The sequence below is a fragment of the Colwellia sp. Bg11-28 genome, from assembly GCF_002836245.1.
Lineage (GTDB): Bacteria > Pseudomonadota > Gammaproteobacteria > Enterobacterales > Alteromonadaceae > Colwellia > Colwellia psychrerythraea_A.
On record NZ_PJBA01000002.1, the window covers coordinates 19,308 to 37,963 of the forward strand.

At 36.4% G+C, this 18,656-nt stretch carries 21 protein-coding genes; 12 read left to right on the top strand and 9 right to left on the bottom strand.

Annotated features, from left to right (window positions below):
- Window positions 1-229: 229 nt before the first annotated feature.
- The 3 genes from CXF79_RS02005 to CXF79_RS02015 form a co-directional block, all read right to left on the bottom strand.
- Complete coding sequence (locus CXF79_RS02005) at window positions 230-1,132, bottom strand: MBL fold metallo-hydrolase (protein ID WP_011042499.1); 903 nt, start codon at window positions 1,130-1,132, stop codon at window positions 230-232.
- 31 nt (window positions 1,133-1,163) lie between these two features.
- Entirely contained in the window at window positions 1,164-1,931 is a 768-nt protein-coding gene (locus CXF79_RS02010; protein ID WP_011042500.1) for a glutathione S-transferase family protein, read from the bottom strand.
- A gap of 69 nt (window positions 1,932-2,000) precedes the next feature.
- On the bottom strand, window positions 2,001-2,156 hold the full coding sequence (locus CXF79_RS02015; RefSeq protein ID WP_232769053.1) for a hypothetical protein: 156 nt from the start codon (window positions 2,154-2,156) through the stop codon (window positions 2,001-2,003).
- 153 nt (window positions 2,157-2,309) lie between these two features.
- Here CXF79_RS02015 and CXF79_RS02020 point away from each other — a divergent pair, with 153 nt between their 5' ends.
- Window positions 2,310-3,197, top strand: coding sequence for a LysR family transcriptional regulator (locus CXF79_RS02020; protein ID WP_101153712.1), 888 nt, complete (start codon window positions 2,310-2,312; stop codon window positions 3,195-3,197).
- A gap of 224 nt (window positions 3,198-3,421) precedes the next feature.
- On the opposite strand, the gene CXF79_RS02025 is transcribed toward CXF79_RS02020, so the two are convergent.
- Together CXF79_RS02025 and CXF79_RS02030 are read right to left on the bottom strand one after the other, a co-directional pair.
- Complete coding sequence (locus CXF79_RS02025; RefSeq protein ID WP_011042503.1) at window positions 3,422-3,814, bottom strand: hypothetical protein; 393 nt, start codon at window positions 3,812-3,814, stop codon at window positions 3,422-3,424.
- 724 nt (window positions 3,815-4,538) lie between these two features.
- Complete coding sequence (locus CXF79_RS02030) at window positions 4,539-5,435, bottom strand: LysR family transcriptional regulator (protein WP_011042504.1); 897 nt, start codon at window positions 5,433-5,435, stop codon at window positions 4,539-4,541.
- Between the two features lie 117 nt (window positions 5,436-5,552).
- Between CXF79_RS02030 and CXF79_RS02035 the strand changes: the two genes are divergently transcribed.
- On the top strand, window positions 5,553-5,831 hold the full coding sequence (locus CXF79_RS02035; RefSeq protein ID WP_011042505.1) for a DUF1330 domain-containing protein: 279 nt from the start codon (window positions 5,553-5,555) through the stop codon (window positions 5,829-5,831).
- Between the two features lie 55 nt (window positions 5,832-5,886).
- Window positions 5,887-6,432, top strand: a complete 546-nt coding sequence (locus CXF79_RS02040; protein WP_011042506.1) for a carboxymuconolactone decarboxylase family protein — start codon at window positions 5,887-5,889, stop codon at window positions 6,430-6,432.
- Between the two features lie 265 nt (window positions 6,433-6,697).
- Here the strand turns inward: CXF79_RS02040 and CXF79_RS02045 are convergent, their stop codons facing one another.
- From CXF79_RS02045 to CXF79_RS02060, 4 genes are all read right to left on the bottom strand, one after another.
- The gene (locus CXF79_RS02045; RefSeq protein ID WP_011042509.1) at window positions 6,698-7,597 is read right to left on the bottom strand and encodes an MBL fold metallo-hydrolase; all 900 of its coding nucleotides are present in this window, start codon (window positions 7,595-7,597) and stop codon (window positions 6,698-6,700) included.
- A 178-nt stretch (window positions 7,598-7,775) separates the two neighbouring features.
- Window positions 7,776-8,129, bottom strand: coding sequence for a DOPA 4,5-dioxygenase family protein (locus tag CXF79_RS02050; RefSeq protein WP_101153713.1), 354 nt, complete (start codon window positions 8,127-8,129; stop codon window positions 7,776-7,778).
- A gap of 100 nt (window positions 8,130-8,229) precedes the next feature.
- Window positions 8,230-8,808: an FMN-dependent NADH-azoreductase gene (locus tag CXF79_RS02055; protein WP_011042511.1), complete on the bottom strand. Its 579-nt coding sequence runs from the start codon at window positions 8,806-8,808 to the stop codon at window positions 8,230-8,232.
- A gap of 87 nt (window positions 8,809-8,895) precedes the next feature.
- Window positions 8,896-9,651, bottom strand: a complete 756-nt coding sequence (locus tag CXF79_RS02060) for an SDR family NAD(P)-dependent oxidoreductase (protein WP_011042512.1) — start codon at window positions 9,649-9,651, stop codon at window positions 8,896-8,898.
- Window positions 9,652-9,762: 111 nt separating this feature from the next.
- On the opposite strand from CXF79_RS02060, the gene CXF79_RS02065 reads away from it, so the two are divergent.
- The 9 genes from CXF79_RS02065 (at window position 9,763) to CXF79_RS02105 (ending at window position 18,592) form a co-directional block, all read left to right on the top strand.
- Window positions 9,763-10,362 carry a TetR/AcrR family transcriptional regulator gene (locus tag CXF79_RS02065; protein WP_232769054.1) on the top strand — a complete coding sequence of 200 codons (600 nt, stop codon included), beginning with the start codon at window positions 9,763-9,765 and terminating at the stop codon, window positions 10,360-10,362.
- A gap of 348 nt (window positions 10,363-10,710) precedes the next feature.
- Complete coding sequence (locus tag CXF79_RS02070) at window positions 10,711-10,959, top strand: hypothetical protein (protein ID WP_101153714.1); 249 nt, start codon at window positions 10,711-10,713, stop codon at window positions 10,957-10,959.
- Window positions 10,960-11,065: 106 nt separating this feature from the next.
- Window positions 11,066-11,425, top strand: a complete 360-nt coding sequence (locus CXF79_RS02075; RefSeq protein ID WP_011042516.1) for a VOC family protein — start codon at window positions 11,066-11,068, stop codon at window positions 11,423-11,425.
- A 110-nt stretch (window positions 11,426-11,535) separates the two neighbouring features.
- On the top strand, window positions 11,536-11,832 hold the full coding sequence (locus CXF79_RS02080; protein ID WP_101153715.1) for a hypothetical protein: 297 nt from the start codon (window positions 11,536-11,538) through the stop codon (window positions 11,830-11,832).
- 136 nt (window positions 11,833-11,968) lie between these two features.
- Window positions 11,969-12,409, top strand: a complete 441-nt coding sequence (locus CXF79_RS02085; RefSeq protein WP_011042520.1) for an SRPBCC family protein — start codon at window positions 11,969-11,971, stop codon at window positions 12,407-12,409.
- A gap of 106 nt (window positions 12,410-12,515) precedes the next feature.
- Window positions 12,516-12,890: a cupin domain-containing protein gene (locus CXF79_RS02090; RefSeq protein ID WP_011042521.1), complete on the top strand. Its 375-nt coding sequence runs from the start codon at window positions 12,516-12,518 to the stop codon at window positions 12,888-12,890.
- 206 nt (window positions 12,891-13,096) lie between these two features.
- Window positions 13,097-13,699 carry a CAP domain-containing protein gene (locus CXF79_RS02095; protein ID WP_011042522.1) on the top strand — a complete coding sequence of 201 codons (603 nt, stop codon included), beginning with the start codon at window positions 13,097-13,099 and terminating at the stop codon, window positions 13,697-13,699.
- Window positions 13,700-14,144: 445 nt separating this feature from the next.
- On the top strand, window positions 14,145-14,939 hold the full coding sequence (locus tag CXF79_RS02100; RefSeq protein ID WP_041736795.1) for a transporter substrate-binding domain-containing protein: 795 nt from the start codon (window positions 14,145-14,147) through the stop codon (window positions 14,937-14,939).
- Window positions 14,940-15,568: 629 nt separating this feature from the next.
- A complete protein-coding gene (locus tag CXF79_RS02105; protein WP_101153717.1) occupies window positions 15,569-18,592 on the top strand; it encodes a TonB-dependent receptor in 3,024 nt (1,007 codons plus the stop codon).
- Window positions 18,593-18,656 lie beyond the last annotated feature (64 nt).

An 18,656-nucleotide genomic window follows, 5' to 3' on the forward strand; every position in this document is an offset into this window, starting at 1 on the left:
ACAGGTAAAAACTGTTTGCTAAAATTTTGGTGTCGTGAACAAATAATTCTTTTAAAATCCTTATATATCAGTTTGTAGCGATCATTTTTAATGTGTTATTTACATAGTAATACTCTAACACTGGTGAATTTATATAGATGATAATTACTGTCCAATCAATAGATTTCAAAGTCTTCTTTGATTTAAAATAATAAAGACACACTATTTAATAAGACAAAAATGCTTAGCATTACCAGCCCATATGATAAAAAGCCCATATGCGTTCAATATTCATTGGTAGCCATTGTTGGTAATATTGCCAGTTTTCGTACTTAGGTAATTTAACCTGTTTTCTTAAGGCATCAGGACTGTGGACTCCAGCATCCATTGCTTTTTTAACTGCAGTCATTAAGTCTTCTATGTAAACGCGTTGCTCTTTTATTACGGAGGCAGGGTCAATGGCGGGTTCACTTTCTGGGCCATGAGCAGAGATAACATAATCAACATCCATTCTTTCAATTTCTTTTAAAGAACGTACCCACTCGTCAGGCCAAAAATCTGGCATGCCTCTAAAGGCAACTCTGCGTGGCGTTACAATATCTGTGACAAAAAGAATTTTTTCTTCAGGGAATCGCATCACAATAAGGCTATCACCATGATTAGGTCCAAAGTAAGATAGCTCAATGGTACGTTTACCTAACTTCACTGTGTAGTTATCGTCAAAAACAATATCAGGAGTTGGCAATACAGGACTAGGGTGGTCTTCAAGCTGCTTTAACATATTTTTGTGGCCAATATATTTTGCGCCTTCTGCTTTAAATACATTACCACCAGAGACATGGTCATGATGATTATGGCTATAAATAACAAACTTAACTGGCTTATCTGTTATCTTTCGAATTTCACTCTGCATTAGCTTCGCAGCCTTCGGGTTTAGGGGATCTGAAATAATCACGCCATCATCAGTTACCACAAAAAAATTACGATAAACCCACCAACGAAATACGTATATGCCGTTACCGACATGCTTAACACTGTGGCCAAATGTTTTACCCCCCATAGGCTCTTGTGTTGGAAATGTTGACGATGCCATGACAAGTGAAGAGATGAGCAAGCCAACGATTAACGTGACCTTTTGCAATATTGTTCTCATAAACTATTCCTTTAAAAATTAATGTAGATCTTTATTTGCTCCACCAGTGACTCTGAACTTGAGCAAGTGTGTAACTTTTTCGTTGTTGCATTCTTAAGTAGTAGGATGCGAGGCGTGGAAATATATTTTTATCTAACCAGCTGCTATAACCCAATAAATCAAACCTTGAGAGTGCTACCGTCCAAATAACATCAGCTACGGTGTAGGTATTACCCAGCAGAAAATCATTATCTTGCAATTGTTTTTCAACAAAGATAATTGCTTCTAATGCGTTGTTTTCAACTGTTTCGATATATTGTTTATCAACTCGAAATTTCTTAGTCTTTTCTGAGCGATTAGCACATACAACATAGTTAGCGCTAAGTTTAGGATGTTTTTCAGACATCAATAATGTTTTTTGTATTCTTTCATTCAATATTTCTTCAGATTTTTCCATCGATGGATGTCGGGCATAACTGAGAATATGCAGATCAATATCATCAGCTAAATCAATTAATTGATCCATTAATGGCCTATCACTTTCATCTTTGGGGAGCAAAGCGTTTCCTTCGGATAACGAAGCAATTGCCCGAATAATATGAGCAGAGTCAGTCAATACTTTTGTGGTTCCGTTTCTAAACTCTACTGTGGGAATTACTCCTTTTGGATTAAGTTTCAAATACCAAGGTTCAAGCTGCTCTTGCTTTTGTACAATATCGATAACACGTCCCGACCAAGCAAGTCCCTTTTCTTCGAGTGCCAGTCTCACTTTCATTGAGCATACCGATAAAGGATGATGGTAAAGCATGAATGATGTCATTGTGTTAGCTCCCGTAGAGTTAAATTTGAATAACCGTTAATAGTCTAATTAAACAACGATAAACTGCTTTTATACGCGTGGTTTAATTGGCAACATATGTGGCAATACATCGGCTTCAGACTTATCTATAAAACGATGTTTTAGTGCACCGGTAACATGCGCAAATAATGCTGTAATAAGTGTATAAACCAGTAAAAAATGCGCTTGTTTGGCTAATAGTCCCATTTTTAGTATTCATCACTACCTTTTAATCATATTACTGACAATTAATGTCATCTCTAACGAGTTGTTCCTAATTTCTTAACCACAGCTTATTGTAATTTTTGATAGTGATATATATGCTGGTGGTCAACTTATTGTTTACTCACAGGTTCTAATGTGAATATTTTAACATTGATGGAAACTTTCTCTGCGGTTGTAGAGGCAGGAAGTTTTACTGGGGCAGCTGAAAAGCTTGGACTCTCTAAATCATTTGTCAGCAAACAAGTCTCAACATTAGAAGTAGAGCTAGGGTGCCGTTTACTTTATCGCACCACGCGAACATTGAGCTTGTCTGATGAAGGTAGCCAATTCTATAACCATTGTAAGATAATTATGGATGAAGCAGAGAATGCTCGTGCTGAAGTTATGGATAGACAAGGGGCACCTCGGGGGAAAATTAGAATGACAATACCACAGAGTCTTATCATTTCAGGTTTTGGTCAGTTACTAATCGACTTTCAACTTCAATACCCTGAAATAAAACTAGAAGTTATTGCTAGTGGTCGTATTGAAGATTTAGTAAAAGAAGGGATAGATATTGCGCTAAGAGTAGGGCAACTCGAAGACTCAAGTCTTATATCTCGTCGATTAATGGACTGCACCTTTCAGGTTGTTGCTTCATCTGACTATATCAAAAAGTGGGGAGAACCTTCTCAACCGGCAGATTTGATGCAGCACAATTGTTTAATTTATGGCGATTCTAAAATAAATAAAGGTTGGCCATTTCGTTCTCCTAGCGGTGAATCAATTACTGTTAAAGCCAAAGGAAATTTTATAAGTAATGATGGTGGTTTGGTTGTTGAGGGCATGCTCAATGGGTTAGGTATTGGTTTTGGGCCAAGCTTTTTGTTCAATGAGCACGTAGAAAAAGGTCGATTAAAATTATTACTTAGCGATTACTATCAACCGCCCACTGCTATTTCTGCCCTATACCCGCTAAATCGAAATCTATCACGAAGGATTAGACTATTAATTGATTATTTATCTGAGCGATTATCTGTTTGATTTTACGTATTAAATTCTCTAAGGATACCTACTATTTATAGTGCCTAACTTCATTCTTATCGCACTTTTTAGTGCCGAACGTTGGCGGCTAATCCTAAAAACATTTTTTACCTAAAGTATCAAGACAGTCGGAGAATAAAAGAGAGGGATATAAGCCACCATTAACGCAATTTATTAATGGCGGCAAAACACGAAATAAGCCTTGAGGCTATCCTAACCTTAGATTAATACTGCTTTAACCAAAGTACGCCAGCTAGTCTTAATTGGTAGCTTGCTACGTTATTTTTAACTAAAGGCATTGTATCTAGCACGCTTTTAGCTTCTTCCTCAGTTTTAGCTTTGATAAAGAACATCACTTTGCCTACATCGCCTTTATGAACACTAACTTCGTCTTTTTTGTTATCTAGGTAGACGTTTTCTAATATGCCTTCGCCCCATAACTTTAACATTTTAGTCATTTGTTCGTTAATCGTATGCTGAAAAAGTCTAGTATCATTCGTTTCAATCGTCCATGTGACAGCATAGGTATTACGCATATCAGCTTCGCTTGCGTGTATTGATGTCATTGAAAAAAGACTCAATAAAACAAGTGAATAAGTAAGTAGTAGTTTTTTCATAAAAAATGTCCTTAGATAAAAATTAATGGTGATTGCTCTCCTTACTAATTTTATTGTATTTTAAGTAGCTGATATATACGCTAATCGTCAACTCATTGTTCACTCACAGGGGGGAATGTGAGTATTTTTTAACTCTTATGGAAAACTTTATCGACGTTGTCGGGATTGGGAATCTACTGCTGCGGCATGGAGTGTCGGGGGGAACTAAATCATTTCCTAGATCTAGTGGCTAAGTGGTTCGGGTCATTGGTTTATATATCCAACCTCGCAATAGGTGGGAAAGCGCTTTAGAGGTAATACTCTTTTTTATAACTATTGATAAAAACTTGGTGGCAGTGCGGAGTATATATTAAGATGAATTCAGGTCTAAATTAGGTCGTTTTTGTGGCAAAAGTGATCATGTTTCGATAGTGCTCTTTGCAAACAGTTTGACTCTCCTTAGGGTTTGGCTAACTCTCAGCAATAGAGCTGGAATAAATTTCAAATTCTTGTGAAATTATGAGGCACAAAGCACATTAAAAAATATGCTCACTTTGTGCGAACGAAAGAGGTTATCCTCAATTGTTCTATTTTCTAATGTAATGGTTAGCCATGATGCTCATAAGTATTAATAACATTCCTTGAGCATATTTTATGTGTTTTTGATTAAGTTAAAAATCTACTATCCTGATGTTTTACTTAATAATTCAGTGCAGTAATTTCATCGTGATTTATGATATTAAATTCATAAATTATGGAAATGATTGCAAAGTAATTGATGAAACCTAGTTAAATGAACCGGCTTTTCTCTTTGATATGCGTGTAATGTATGTACAGGCCACACAGGGCCGGTAAATTGCTCCATTATGTGAACCAGTTCTCCTGACTTTATAAGAGGTTTTGCTACGTTGTCAGGTAAGAGCACGAGACCCAAATGCCGAAGTGCCATAGCTAGTGCAGTAGAAAAAGTGTTTACCTTTGAAAATTGTGTAAGCTCAATCGTTACTTTCTCTTTATTCGTACTATTGTAAACTGACATTTTTTGTTTTTGCCAGCTGGTAGAAATCCATTTTAATTGTGCTAAATCTGATAATTTTTGAGGCGTAAAGTTTTTATTTAAATACAGTGGAGTAGCGCAAAATATTTCAGTGATAGTACCTATAGGTAGGGCGCGATAACTACTATCAGGTAAATCGCCGGCATGAATAGCAACATCTAAATTATTTTCAACTAAATCTAAGCTACTATCACTCACAATAATCTCAGGCTCAATTCCTGGGTATTCAATACATAATTGTTCAATGGCCGGCATCACCACGTTACTTTCTAAAGAATGTGGCAAGGTAATAGCAAATCGACCTCTTGGGTTCTCTTCAGCATTCACTATATCTTTGAAAATCAAATCTACCTGATCTTTTAATACCTGACATCTAGATAACAATTTTTGTCCTAAAGCCGTAGTTGATACTCCTCTGGTAGTACGGTTTAACACACGAATATCCATATCAGCTTCGAGTGATTTTATTTGTTGGCTTACGGCTGATTTCGTAATGCCTAATTGTTTTGCAGCGCCAGTAAATGAACCTTGTTGCACTACTTCAGCAAATATTATTAATCGAGATAGCTGTTTTATATTGTCCATAAATACTACACAGTGAGTTCATTGTTTCGGTATTGTATAGATTGGTTTGCCTCCATACAATGAACTTATCAACTGAATCACACCGGTTTAGTTAAAAATTAACCAAAGGACAAAATCATGACTGCTTATATTATTGTTGGATTAACACCAAAAGATGCGGAAAAATTACAGCAATATGGTGCAAGGGTAGCCTCTACACTTGCCAAGTATTCTGGTGAAGTTTTAGTTAAAGGAAGCGTTGAGCAATTACACGGGAAATTTGAGCATAAAGCACAGGTGATTTTAGAGTTTCCTTCAAGAGAGGATGCTTATAACTGGTATCACTCAGAGGAGTATCAGGCACTTATTTCAACACGAGATCTAGGGATGGACTCGCAATTTCAATTAATTGGCTAAGTTTATTTAAGCATTATTATTTTCCATAAATTAACCCTCTACAGGAATTATTAGCATGAATTTTAAATTACATACGCAAGAATCATCCCCAGAAGAAAGTAAAGCACAGTTAGACTCTTCATTAAAATCCTTTGGCATGATACCTAATTTACATGCGGTAATGGCAGAAGCACCGAACGTTTTGAAAGCATACAAATTACTGCATGATTTGTTTCAAAAGACGAGTTTTGATAATGAAGAACTAACCGTTATTTGGCAAACGATTAACGTAGAAAATGATTGTCATTATTGTGTGCCTGCACACACAGGCATTGCAAAAATGATGGGTATTGATGATGAAATTACTGAGGCATTAAGAAATAGCACTACATTGCCGACTCAAAAATTACAGGTACTACATGAAACCACGCTAGCTTTAGTGCGCGATAGGGGGCGTCCAGATCCCACGATAATCTCTTCATTTTATCAAGTAGGCTATGAAAACCGTCAATTGTTAGAAATAGTGCTAGGCATTTCTCAAAAAATAATGAGTAACTATATAAATCATTTATCCGAAACGCCTATAGATGAAGCTTTTAAAGAGTTCGCTTGGTCAAAGTGATTTATTAGCGTTAGCGATATAAGCTCTATTTCGAATCAAGATTAACTTTAAGGTGCTCAATTCTGCTCTGTGGCAAAAGAGAGCACCTTAAAAACATGACTCAAGCACTCTACATTAGTGACCAAAATTACTGCACCACTACAGTTGAACTCCTGAATTATTTTGTTAAAAAAATAAAGCAAGCACTGCGCGCAAGGCCATAAATTGTAGGTGAAAATACTTTGATAAAGTGAGTATATTTTGGGGTAATATTAAGTCTAGATTGTTAGGGTTTATCATTTTGTTCAACTATCAATTCTTGAGAAACCGCATCAATACCTGCTTTGATAAAAGAGCTTAATTGAAATTCAGGGTAATTCGCCATCATCAATTGCTCGAATGATTGCTTTTGTGTGTCATTTAATAATTGGTTACCCCTAATTATTGCAAGAAGATTAGATCTATAATGACTAATGTAGTCAATTTGTCTTTGAACTAATTGATGTGTGTCTCCTGGATCACCATGACCAGTAAACAGCAGCTTAACATCAGCTATTTCGGTTAGTAACTTCTGCAATACCTTCAACCATTGTGCACTATTACCATCATTCATAAATCCGTGCATGTTGTTGAAAACTACGTCTCCTACAAAAATAACCGACCGTTTTTCACCCAATGTAAAAAATAAGTCACTGCTAGATTCCGCAGCTCCCAGATCTCTGAAACTATAATCTAGGCCATCTAAATTGACTACTTCACTATCTATAACTAATTGGTTCGGTAGTATTTTATGCTCCGGCCAATCTTGACCAAAATATGGCTTCCACTTTACTTCTTTTGAATCAACGGTGTCTTGGATGCAGTCCCTTATTCCCTTGGTACTAATGATTGGAACTTCTTTAAAACCAGTAATAATCTCGGTGCCATTATAATGATCAGGATGCCCGTGAGTAATAATAACCGCAATTAATGGTTTATTAATGTTATCCATATATTGTCGCAATAATATAGCATCAGAATTAACCATTAGAGTATCAACAACAACGATGGAATTCTTCGTTTCTATAATATATGCATTAGTAAAAAATGTACGCTCGTTTGATGTCAGCATATGAATAACATACCCTTCATCATCATAAGCATAGTGGCAGTATTTCAATTTACTTTTTAGTTTTATAACGCTCATCAAATTTCCTATTATTCATGCACGTTGGCACTGTCTTGGTTAATAAAATGTTCAATAAATACCGCCTACAACAATGTGATTGTCCAATAACTAACACTGATTAATAGAGCAATAAAAATCATTACTACGAACTATACAAATTTAGACACATGCCTTTATTGAATAATCTACGAGTTAGCTAAGGTTGAAACATAGCTAAACTTAACTCAACATCACTCCCAAGCCAATATGCATACTCAGTATGATCTTGGAGGTTGTCACCGGTTAACCCATGCACTAATACACTTAACCCTTGACGGTTATCTTCAAGCCATGGAATAAGTTGATCAAAATTATTTGATGAAAAAGTTATTTGGCAACTCCACTTAGGGTGAGGTCCTATAGGCTTTTGATGCACCCTACCAACTTTCAAGGAAAACAAATCACCGGCCTTGATACATAAATCTTTAGCAACTTCTAAAGTTTCTTGGTCAAAATAAACATGAGCATGGTAATAGTCATGAATATTAACTGGAGTTTTCTGATTGTTCATTTATTTAGTTCCTTATTAATATCAGCACAGCAAGCAGTTTGAATTAATACCTAACCACAGGCGAGCGAACCGAAATTAGCGTTATCAATGTATTTACTGTTTAAACACGTTCAATGGCTTTATGTGCATGAGCTAAAGTTTGAGATTCATCTCGCCCAAGACCACTACTGTCAATAAAGGTGACATCGGTAATGCCAATAAAGCCTAATATATGCCGTAGATAGTCAGAAATAAAATCAATTTCAGTGCCTAATTTTGTGCCACCAGAAGCAATAATGATATATGCCTTTTTATTCTCTACTAAACCAACTGGCCCATTATCACCGTAACGAAAGGTTAATTTAGATCTAACAACTTGGTCAATCCATGCCTTAAAGGCTGCCGGTACACCAAAATTATAAATAGGAAGACCGATTACAATATGTTCTGCTTTATATAGTTCATCAACTAATATATCAGACGCGACCAAACACACTTTTTGCTCACAAGTTCGCTCATCAACATCAGTAAAATTAGCCTTAATCCAATTTTCATCAATCAACGGAATACCATCAGCCAAGTCCCTAATTGTTACTTCGTTATTTTTTCCACTTGTAAGTTGTTCAATTAACTTATCAGTTAAAATTCGGCTATATGAGCCTGTTTTTCTCATGCTTGCATCAAGCCTTAAAATGTTCATAATCATACTTCCTCTCGTTGTAATATTGAATAATATAAACACCTACCGTTCAGTTTAAGTAGGTGAAAAATATTTACATTGATTTCATTAAGACAAAATGGGGTTTATATTAATGCCGCCATCTATATTATATTCTCCACCTGTAATGAATGAAGCATCGTCAGAAGCTAAGAAGGTAACGAGTTTTGCAATATCTTCCGGTTGTCCAAAACGTTTTAATGGAATCCTATTCTGCATAGCAGCTGCAAACTCATTTAACTGTTCTTCTTGCATACCTGTTTTACCAAAAATAGGGGTATATGTTGGGCCTGGGTTTACTGAATTTACACGTATTTTTCTTGGCGCAAGTTCAGTTGCTGCTGTTCTAGTATATGAATTTAGTGCCGCTTTAGAGGCAGCATAAATAGCCGTATTTGGCATACCGGTATAAGCATTAATAGAAGAAAGGTTAATAATAGATCCGCCATCATTAATTATCGGTAAAAACTTTTCAGTGGTAAATACTGCACCTTTGAAGTTAATTCCCATTTGAGTATCAAACATTTCTTCAGTATTTTCCCCTATAGAAGCTGGACTGAAAATACCGGCATTAACAAATAACACGTCAACAGTGCCAAACTCATTTTTTACTTGCTCTACAAGGGCATCAATTGCAGATAAATCTATAACATCAGCAACAATACCTCTAACACCTAATGTAGCCGCCGCAGTAGAGATTTTATCTGCTGAACGACCTGTAATAATTACATTCGCGCCAGCTTCTTTAAAATATTTTGCAGTTTCATAACCAATACCACTATTACCACCCGTTACTACCGCGACTTTTCCTGTTAGATCATTCATTCGTGTATTCCCTTTATAAGTTTAAAATAATTCTGTACCGTTCAGTTCAGATGTTGACAATTTAAACCGAACGGTTCAGAATTGCAAGCATGAATTTTATAAAATGAGAAAATGATGATGACAGCAGGCCGACATCGCAGCTTTGATAAAGACAAAACACTTGAAAAAGCCATGTTGGTTTTTTGGAAAAATGGCTATCCAGGCACCTCGTTAACAGATCTAACAAATGCAATGGGTATTAACAAGTCGAGCCTGTATGCTGCTTTTGGCAATAAAGAAAATTTATTCAATCAAGCTATTGAGTATTATTTAAATAAACATGGTGTAGTGCACTTAGCTGAGCTTTTTAAAACAGAACTAAGCTTAAAGGAACGAGTCAAAAACTACTTATTCTCGATAGCGAACATGTTAACAAACCCAGACTTACCTAAAGGTTGCCTGATTAGTCAATCTACTTCAGAAATAGCGGGCTGTTGTTTACCTGAAAATTCGGCAATGAATATTAATGGCATTAATCAGCAAACCCTATTGACGTTGACTGAGTTTTTTGAAGAACAACAGGCAGGGAGGGGGATAGATGAAAACTCGCCAAAAGCAATAGCAAATTATCTTTTAACACTGCAATTCGGTTTAGCTATTTCTGCGAGAAATGGGAGTAACTTAGAAGATCTGAAAGAGACTATAAATGTGTCTCTCAGTCTTTTTAATTAATAGTTAAATACACAGACTAATAATAAAAAGTGAATGTTGCGTGTGATAGTCATAGAGTCATAAGATTTGTAAGGAATTCGACTAATTGCTCTTGCAACTTTATTATTTATTCTAGTTAGTTTCTTTTCTGGTTCATAGGGAGTAAATAGATTACTTCATCTGTAAAGGTTAGATATCTAGTACTATAAACAACTCTATGTAACCGTGTGTTTAACAGATTGAATTTATGATGTCTTCTGTTATGTTATTAAACTTTGAAGTGGGCGTTATTACTGAGACATATACATAATAAGCTGTTATGAGTCTAGTTCAAAACGGTGGTGCAGCTATCACAAAGGAAATCATTAAATGAATAAATCTCAAGAAAGTGTAGAAATTAATAAGCTAGGAGATTTATCATATGCTCTTGTTTCAACAGCTATGCTAATGCTCTTACTTCAGGTTGGTTTAGTTAGTGTGAACTATGATATTAGTGGAGACTCAATAATGAGTTTGTATTTACCTGCAATGGTTATTCTTGCTGGAATTTGGGTGCCAACATTGAAAGTTAGGCGTTTTGTAAAGCGACACAAGAACTCTAGTGCAAGCGATTTATAACGAGTCAATAAAGCAGGACTAAAAACAGTTGGCCATGCTCGTGCCTCGCTGATTTTAGCCAACAACTTTTTAGCCCCTTATTGGGGCGTTAGGAGCAAAGTAAACTATGGAGAATCCATCAACGTTATTAGTCGTTCATAACCTTAATATTTCAAAAGAGTTTTATGTGAATGTTTTAGGACTTGAATTGATGGAAGAGCATAACGACTGTTTAAAATTAAATATTGGTCATCATATAGTGTTTATGTTCCAGAGCGGGATGGAATCAATCGAATATGAGCATGGTTATAATGCTAATTCCACCTTGGTTTTTACTGTTCAAAATTTGGATGAAAAAATTAGAGATTTGAAGTCAAAAGGTGTTGTTTTTGTGCATGAATCACCAAACCAAAATAGATGGGGACGTTATTCGGCTTTTAAAGATCCATCTGGCATTGTTCATGAACTAATGGAGTTTTTCAGCTAACAAGAATTTAAAGCGGGACTGCTAACAGTTTGCTCAGTTTCGCTTCGATCAACAATTTGAGGAAATTAATAACAAAACCTTATTTGGGCGTTATAAACCATGGATAGTGTATGAGTCATAGCAAGGTCATTCTTTCTACTATTGATGTTATTACTAGAGGATTGGCAGCATTAATATTATTGAGAGCTTTTCCTTATCTATTTCAAAAAATCCTCTTTGGCACGTGGGATTATTTAATTTGGTTTTATCCAATTGTTTGGTTAGCATTATTATTATTATCCGTTCACCCTAATTTTATTGTGAATAAAATAAACCTACCAAAAATGACTTCATGGTTTATAGCAAGGATTCCTGCATTCTTTATTATTATTGTTGCTGCCTGGTTCTTTTTAAAGTCGGGGAGTTAGAGTAAAATGAATTATCACTAGCTGTTAAACAGGGACAAAATACAGTTGGCTTTTCTCCTTAGTCACTCATTTAAACTAACTATATTATTGTCTGTTAACAGGGCGTTATGTGCTTATTCAACTTTAGGAGATTGTTATGGTTAATATAAATCACCGAATTGGTATTAAGGCTTCACCTGAAAAAATATATCAAGCATTGACTACAGATGATGGACTAAAAAAATGGTGGACTAACGATATATCTGGAGCAGGAGTTGTGGGCTCAACGATTAAGTTTCGTTTTAACGGTGGAGGTCCCGATTTTAAGGTTACAAAACTCATTCCAAATAAAACTGTATGTTGGCAACATGCTGGGAATATGCCCGAATCATGGATGGGTACAGAGATTTCATTTCAGTTAGAAACTGTAGAGAATCAAACATTTGTAAGGTTTACTCATTCTAACTGGCATGAAACAACTGATTTTATGGCTCATTGTAATACTAAATGGGCAGTATTCTTACTTAGCCTCAAGGATGCGCTTGAAATTGGTAAGGGAACCCCCTTTCCAAATGATATACAAATTGATCATTCTTGATAAAAAATCACATAATAATAACTTTAAACGGAACAAAAGCAGTTGGTTAGGTTCCGCTTAGATCTTGTGCCACTTTGGAGAACAGTTATGTGTCATGGAGACTGCGATGTCTAAAAATACTGCAACATATTGGAATACTTTATCCGCAGGTAATGCCCATAAATGGGAATCTATAGAAGGTAGTGATGGAATGCTAGAACAGCTAACCGTTGCTATGGATTCAATTACAGGCGATTACACTAGGTTGACACGATTCAAAGCTGGAGCCGATACAAAATTATTTGGTGGTAAATCACATGCTTATCCTGAGGAAATATATATAATTTCTGGCCGACTTTATGATGTGGCATTTGATCAATGGTTAGAGGCTGGTCATTTTGCTAGTCGTCCCCCAGGTGAAATTCATGGGCCATTCATTTGTGAGCAAGACTGTTTAGTTTTGGAAGTTTCATTTCCAAGTCAGAGTGTATCTGCCACATAATAAGTTACTAAAGCAGGACAAATAAAGCTTGGCTTTTGTCAATGCATGCCAGATTTTTCCAAGTATTTATTTGCCTCTTAGTAGGGCGTTAGTGCCTATCAACACTTGGTTCACCAGAACTATAAAATCTTAAATCAATTACTTTAAAGCGTTAAAACTTTTGCTATGATGAGGCTTGTTATATTTAATAATAGTCAGAGAGCAATATGCGTTATTGGTTAGTGGGATTTTTTTGTGTGGGCCTGATCTCTGGCTGTGGTGGTGATGATGGATCATCTAGTGACAACCAGGGATCTGATGAAACTGTCTCTAATGATGAAAGCCCTGATGAGAGTACCGACTCGAGCAGTGACACAGAAAGTGATACCAATTATAGCAAAATCAGCTGTAACGATGACTTGATTGCCGTTTTGACTTTGATTAATGAAAAGCGTGCACAGGAACAAACTTGTGGCAGTGAAAGTTATGGCCCTGTAGCTGAACTAAACTGGAATGCTGTATTAACTTTGGCTGCACAAGAGCACTCGGATAATATGGCTAACTATGATTTTTTCAGCCATACAGGCCTTGACGGAAGTACAGTCTCGACCCGGGTTACAGCTCAAGGTTACACGTGGTCTTATGTGGCAGAAAATATTGCTGGGGGTCAACCTAATGCGCAGTCTGTAGTTGATGCGTGGATGGGTAGTGTCGGACATTGTAAGAATATTATGAGCGAAAACCCAACGGAAATGGGCTTAGCGTGTAGTGAAAACAGCAATGTAACTTATACCTATTACTGGACACAAGTATTTGCTAAACCTCGTTAATCGTAAACAGTGAAGAGCCTTTGATATTGCAGAAAAACACGGATAACTTATTAGAATAATTACTTGTGGTTTTTATAAATAGTAACGATTTCCACGATCATTACTGTTTACTAGATGAGATGAAATCTCACAGAGAGAATATGTATAAAGGCACTTAGCAGGTCAGTCAAAAGGACAAAACAGTTGTTTTTGCTCCGTCGTCTAATATTTAACCAACTATTTTTAGCCTTTAAATGAGGCGTTATCGAGACAAAAATAATCCGAATTCACTTTATACAGAGCAGATATTTATCTGGATGTTATATACATATTTCTGATATTAAAAATAATTAATAAGTCTTTATTTAGGTTGTGGCGACTAATATACGCTGCTACTTTATTACCTGACTATCAACGAGAGTATGAAAAACTATTGAGTAGCTTTTCATGTTGCGGAACGTAAATTTTGACTAAATATATAATCAATGTAATGAATTTTAAGCTGATTTTTCTCTTTTTAATCAGCTGGCAATTAGCCTTTATGCCTATAGTTTGGGCATCTATCGACGATACCAAAGAACCTATAAAAATAGGAAGCTATTTGATGCCAGGCTTACTTAAAGCAGATGGCACAGGCATATTTAATAAATTGAATAATGCTATATTCATGGAAATGAGTAAAGATGCCGAATTAACGCTAACATCTTTAAATAGGACGAGAAAAGGTATCAAAGATGGAACGTTTGATGTTTATTTTCCTGAATTGTGGGAGAACCTACCTGGAGAAAAGCATCAATATGTTGTTTCAAGACCCATTTTTTATAAACGCATAATATTGTTCACATTAGAAGGTTCTGGTTTGCTTGAACTCTCCGATTTTGAAAATGAACTTTTAGGTGTTGTTCAGGGGTTTTCTTACGGAAGAGAAATCAAATCAAATCCACGCTTACATTTCACCTCCCAAGAGGATGATATTGTAAATATTAAATTGTTGTTAAATAAGCGTATAGGTGGTGTTTTGGGGGGTTATCCAGGAACTGTGATAGCAGTAAAAAAGAATGATGCGGCCAATAAAATCCATTACAATCTAGATAAACCCGTAGCTGTTCTAGAAAGTTTTTATGTTTGTAAAAATGATGCCGATGGCATTAAGTTATGCAATGGTATTAATAAAGCCGTTGAATCGTTATTGCGAAAGGGAATATTAGAGCTGAATGATGACACTGGATTTAGTCGATTCAATCCTCAAGAGCATAACTAGTTGATGTGAAACGCTATGAGGTATTAGTCATTACAAGTTCACCAAGCTTATCCTTTAAATTATCACAGCGGGGGTACAAAACTTTGAAGTCCATTGTTGTTACATGGAGAAAGAAATTGAATTAAAAATAAGCTGTTCCTAGTCTTCTGTGGCAATAGTTACGGTTAGCCCCAATCTTACTCTTGGGCACAATACATCATATAGATCGTATCCCTTCACGTCATAAATCTTCCATTTAACGTTTGTTATTCTTTATTCATAATTGCTTTAATTTTATTTCAACTTACCCTCGTTAAAGCTAAATACAACTTGTATAGAGCTGTTTTGCATACGTATTCACATGTAATCAATTGTTACATTTTGTCTGATTTTTATTCTGATTTCTCACTGTTATGTATACATCCTCAACATCAATGTTAATGGGCTATTGGCTTATTATTAACCATGTAACGGTTACGGTTTTTATGTCTGTTTTAGTCTTTTTGTTATTACTCACGTATTTTTGAATACGTATGCAAAACATATCTAAAGAAAAACTCGCCCCTTATATTAAGTTGAAATTATAAAAACGAAGTCAGTTAGAAAACTGATGATAATAATATTTCAAGGATGAATATGAGGGAAAAATTATGCGTACATTTAAACCGAGTAAGCTCTCTATAGCCTTACTTTCCTGTGGTTTTATGGTGTCTTCTGGCGGGCTTTATGCTCAAGAAGCGGTGAAAGCCACACCCGAACCAGAAAACGTTGCCGCAAAAAAGAGTGATGAACAAGAGGTTGACGCAATCGAAGTGATTGAAGTGACTGGCTTTAGACGTTCACTTATTAAATCTATTAATCAGAAACGTTTTGCGGATACGGTATCAGAGCAAATAACTGCTGATGATTTAGGCGCATTGCCTGATGTTTCAATGGCTGATGCGTTAACACGTTTACCGGGTATTTCTGCCGTAAGAACAGGTGGGCAGGCCGCTGAGATTAATATTCGTGGTATGTCAGGCGGTTTTGTATCGACAACATTAAATGGTCGCGAGCAAGTATCAACCAGCGGTCAGCGTAGCGTTGAATTTGACCAATATCCATCAGAACTTATATCACAAGCCTCAGTATTCAAATCACCCAAAGTATCGCTTATTGAAGGTGGTGTGGCAGGTACGGTTGAATTAAAAACTGCCAGCCCTTTAAAAAATGAAGACAAGCATTCTTTTAATGTAAATGCTCGTGGGATGTATAACGATTTGGCAAGTGACGTACCTGATGCCACATCAACTGGTCATCGTTTTAGTGTTTCCTACCAAGGTAAATTTGCTGATGACACCTTTGGTGTCGCTCTAGGTTACGCGCGTTTATTTCAACCAAGTGCCACCACACAATTTGTTGGCCTTAACTACAGTAAATTAAGAGATGTAGACGGCTTAGCTGATGATACCAATGGACCAACCAAGGAAGAGGGGATTCACCTAGCTAAAGAATATGTTGGTGAAGGTTTTGAGTTGCAACACAAAGGAGGGGAAGAAACCCGAGATGGTTTTGTAGCGACCCTTGAGTGGCAGCCCGCTGATAACTTTAGTCTAAAATTTGATAGTTTCTATTCGAAATTTGATTCGGAAGAGTTTGCCCGTGGTTATCGAGTGAAATTTGATGGCAGCCAAGCGGCAATAGGTAATGCGACCATTATAGACAATTCAGTCATAGGCGGGACGTTCAATCGAACGTCTAACAGTTCAACGCGTGTTGAAATTGTTAATGATGACAACAGTGATTCTGATGAAGTACAAAGTTTCGGGATAAATGCCGACTGGCAAATCACTGATAATTTTAATATGGCGGTAGATTTATCGTATTCATCCGCCACCAGTGATTTTAGAAATGGCTTGATTTGGTCATTAGTTGCTGATGATGCTAATGCTGCGCAACCTGAATTTGATAATAATGTTTCAATAAATTATTTATTAAACGGCTTAGATTTACCTGATGTTAGTTTAAATCAAGCGGATGCTTTAACTGATTTAAATCGCGTTATGGTAACTAAATACGGTATTTATCCTTATGTGAATTCTGATGAAGTTATTGCTGCTCGTGTTGATTTTCAGTACTCCCTTGATTCAGATTATATTTCGTCTGTAGAATTTGGCGCACGTTATTCAGAAAGAGAATACAGCAGCGATCGTTCAGTATATGAATTTGGTAGCGATAGTGGTTTTAATTCAAAGGAAAAACCCTTAAATATTACTGAAGACATGGCTACCGTGGTGGACTGGAAGGGCGATTTTTCTTCTTTTCCAAGTTACTTAGCACTTGATCAAAACAAAGTATTAAATGCTTGGTTTCCTCAAGGTATACCTCAACCAGTGCAAACATGGGGCGGCTCTGCAAGCGGTGTAATTAATGGCGATCCATTAGGTAAAGATACAGCTTGGACCGTGAAAGAAAGTGGTCAAGTTTTTGAAGATATCTTTGCGGCCTATATCATGGCAAATATTGATGTAGAAATTGGTGATATTCCGGTAACTGGTAACTTTGGTGTTCGTGTTGTTAGAACTAAACAAGCGTCTACTTCATTACAAGATGTTGGTGAAACAAGGGTAAAAGATGCGTACGGACAAGACGCTATTGACGAAAATGGCGATGTTATTGTTCAAGCGAATGCAGATTTAGGTGCGCAGTTTATTACGGATGATGCTGGCCTAATCAATCAAAAATATGCACCGGGTATTATCGAAAATACTTACACCGATTACCTGCCTCAAATGAATTTAAATTTTCATATAACGCCGAACGACCAAATACGTTTTGCTGCGGCTAAAGTAATGAGTCGTCCTAATATTGACCGACTTGCTTCTAACAGCAGTGTGAGCATCAATAAAGTAACAACTGACAGTGGCACTTATGCTGAAATCAGTGGTAACGCGAAAAACAGCCCACATTTAAAACCGTTTTATGCCAATCAGTATGATATTTCCTATGAACGATATTTTTCAGAATCTGATGGTAGTTTCGTTTTTGCGCTTTTTTATAAAGACATAGAATCGGCTGGTATTGTTACGCAAACAATCAGTGAATATGACTTTGCTGGTAATGGCTTAATAGTGCCAGACGAATTTATCGATCCGTTAAGTGGTGTGCCATTAGAAATTCGTAACGGTAATTTTGAAACCGCGTTTAATGATGATAAAGGCGGTTATATAAAAGGGCTTGAAGTGAGTTACACCCAAATCTTTTCATTCTTACCTAATTTTTGGTCTGGCTTAGGACTTAGTACAAGTTACTCACATACCAAAAGTGAAATTCAACAAATTTCACAATTAGGACAGCAAGACTTACCTATTACACTGCCCGGCTTATCTGAAAATGTTTTACAAACGACACTTTTCTGGGGTTATGAGGGTTTTGAAACCCGCATTAGTGCGCGTTATCGAGATGAGTTTGTATCAGAGCAAGTAGCGGTTGAAGCACAAACGGTTAATTACGATGACGAACTAGTCATCGATTATCAGGCTTCTTATCAGTTTAATGACAATTTAGGTGTGGTTTTTCAGGTGAACAACGTAACCGACGAACCGACTAAAAGTTACTTTGGCGTACAAAGCCAAACGGGCACCATTCAGTACTTTGGTCGTCAATTCTTTTTAGGCATGACCTACGCGTTATAGCGGCAGTTAGTTTTGAGTTATTAACCAGTATTTATTAGTCAGGAGTTATTCAAAATGAATGAAA

Coding starts and splice junctions, on each gene's coding strand:
- CXF79_RS02005 (WP_011042499.1), bottom strand. CDS start 1,132: ATGAGAACAATATTGCAAAAGGTCACGTTAATCGTTGGCTTGCTCATC.
- CXF79_RS02010 (WP_011042500.1), bottom strand. CDS start 1,931: ATGACATCATTCATGCTTTACCATCATCCTTTATCGGTATGCTCAATG.
- CXF79_RS02015 (WP_232769053.1), bottom strand. CDS start 2,156: ATGGGACTATTAGCCAAACAAGCGCATTTTTTACTGGTTTATACACTT.
- CXF79_RS02025 (WP_011042503.1), bottom strand. CDS start 3,814: ATGAAAAAACTACTACTTACTTATTCACTTGTTTTATTGAGTCTTTTT.
- CXF79_RS02030 (WP_011042504.1), bottom strand. CDS start 5,435: ATGGACAATATAAAACAGCTATCTCGATTAATAATATTTGCTGAAGTA.
- CXF79_RS02035 (WP_011042505.1), top strand. CDS start 5,553: ATGACTGCTTATATTATTGTTGGATTAACACCAAAAGATGCGGAAAAA.
- CXF79_RS02040 (WP_011042506.1), top strand. CDS start 5,887: ATGAATTTTAAATTACATACGCAAGAATCATCCCCAGAAGAAAGTAAA.
- CXF79_RS02045 (WP_011042509.1), bottom strand. CDS start 7,597: ATGAGCGTTATAAAACTAAAAAGTAAATTGAAATACTGCCACTATGCT.
- CXF79_RS02050 (WP_101153713.1), bottom strand. CDS start 8,129: ATGAACAATCAGAAAACTCCAGTTAATATTCATGACTATTACCATGCT.
- CXF79_RS02055 (WP_011042511.1), bottom strand. CDS start 8,808: ATGAACATTTTAAGGCTTGATGCAAGCATGAGAAAAACAGGCTCATAT.
- CXF79_RS02060 (WP_011042512.1), bottom strand. CDS start 9,651: ATGAATGATCTAACAGGAAAAGTCGCGGTAGTAACGGGTGGTAATAGT.
- CXF79_RS02065 (WP_232769054.1), top strand. CDS start 9,763: ATGATGATGACAGCAGGCCGACATCGCAGCTTTGATAAAGACAAAACA.
- CXF79_RS02070 (WP_101153714.1), top strand. CDS start 10,711: ATGAATAAATCTCAAGAAAGTGTAGAAATTAATAAGCTAGGAGATTTA.
- CXF79_RS02075 (WP_011042516.1), top strand. CDS start 11,066: ATGGAGAATCCATCAACGTTATTAGTCGTTCATAACCTTAATATTTCA.
- CXF79_RS02080 (WP_101153715.1), top strand. CDS start 11,536: ATGAGTCATAGCAAGGTCATTCTTTCTACTATTGATGTTATTACTAGA.
- CXF79_RS02085 (WP_011042520.1), top strand. CDS start 11,969: ATGGTTAATATAAATCACCGAATTGGTATTAAGGCTTCACCTGAAAAA.
- CXF79_RS02090 (WP_011042521.1), top strand. CDS start 12,516: ATGTCTAAAAATACTGCAACATATTGGAATACTTTATCCGCAGGTAAT.
- CXF79_RS02095 (WP_011042522.1), top strand. CDS start 13,097: ATGCGTTATTGGTTAGTGGGATTTTTTTGTGTGGGCCTGATCTCTGGC.
- CXF79_RS02105 (WP_101153717.1), top strand. CDS start 15,569: ATGCGTACATTTAAACCGAGTAAGCTCTCTATAGCCTTACTTTCCTGT.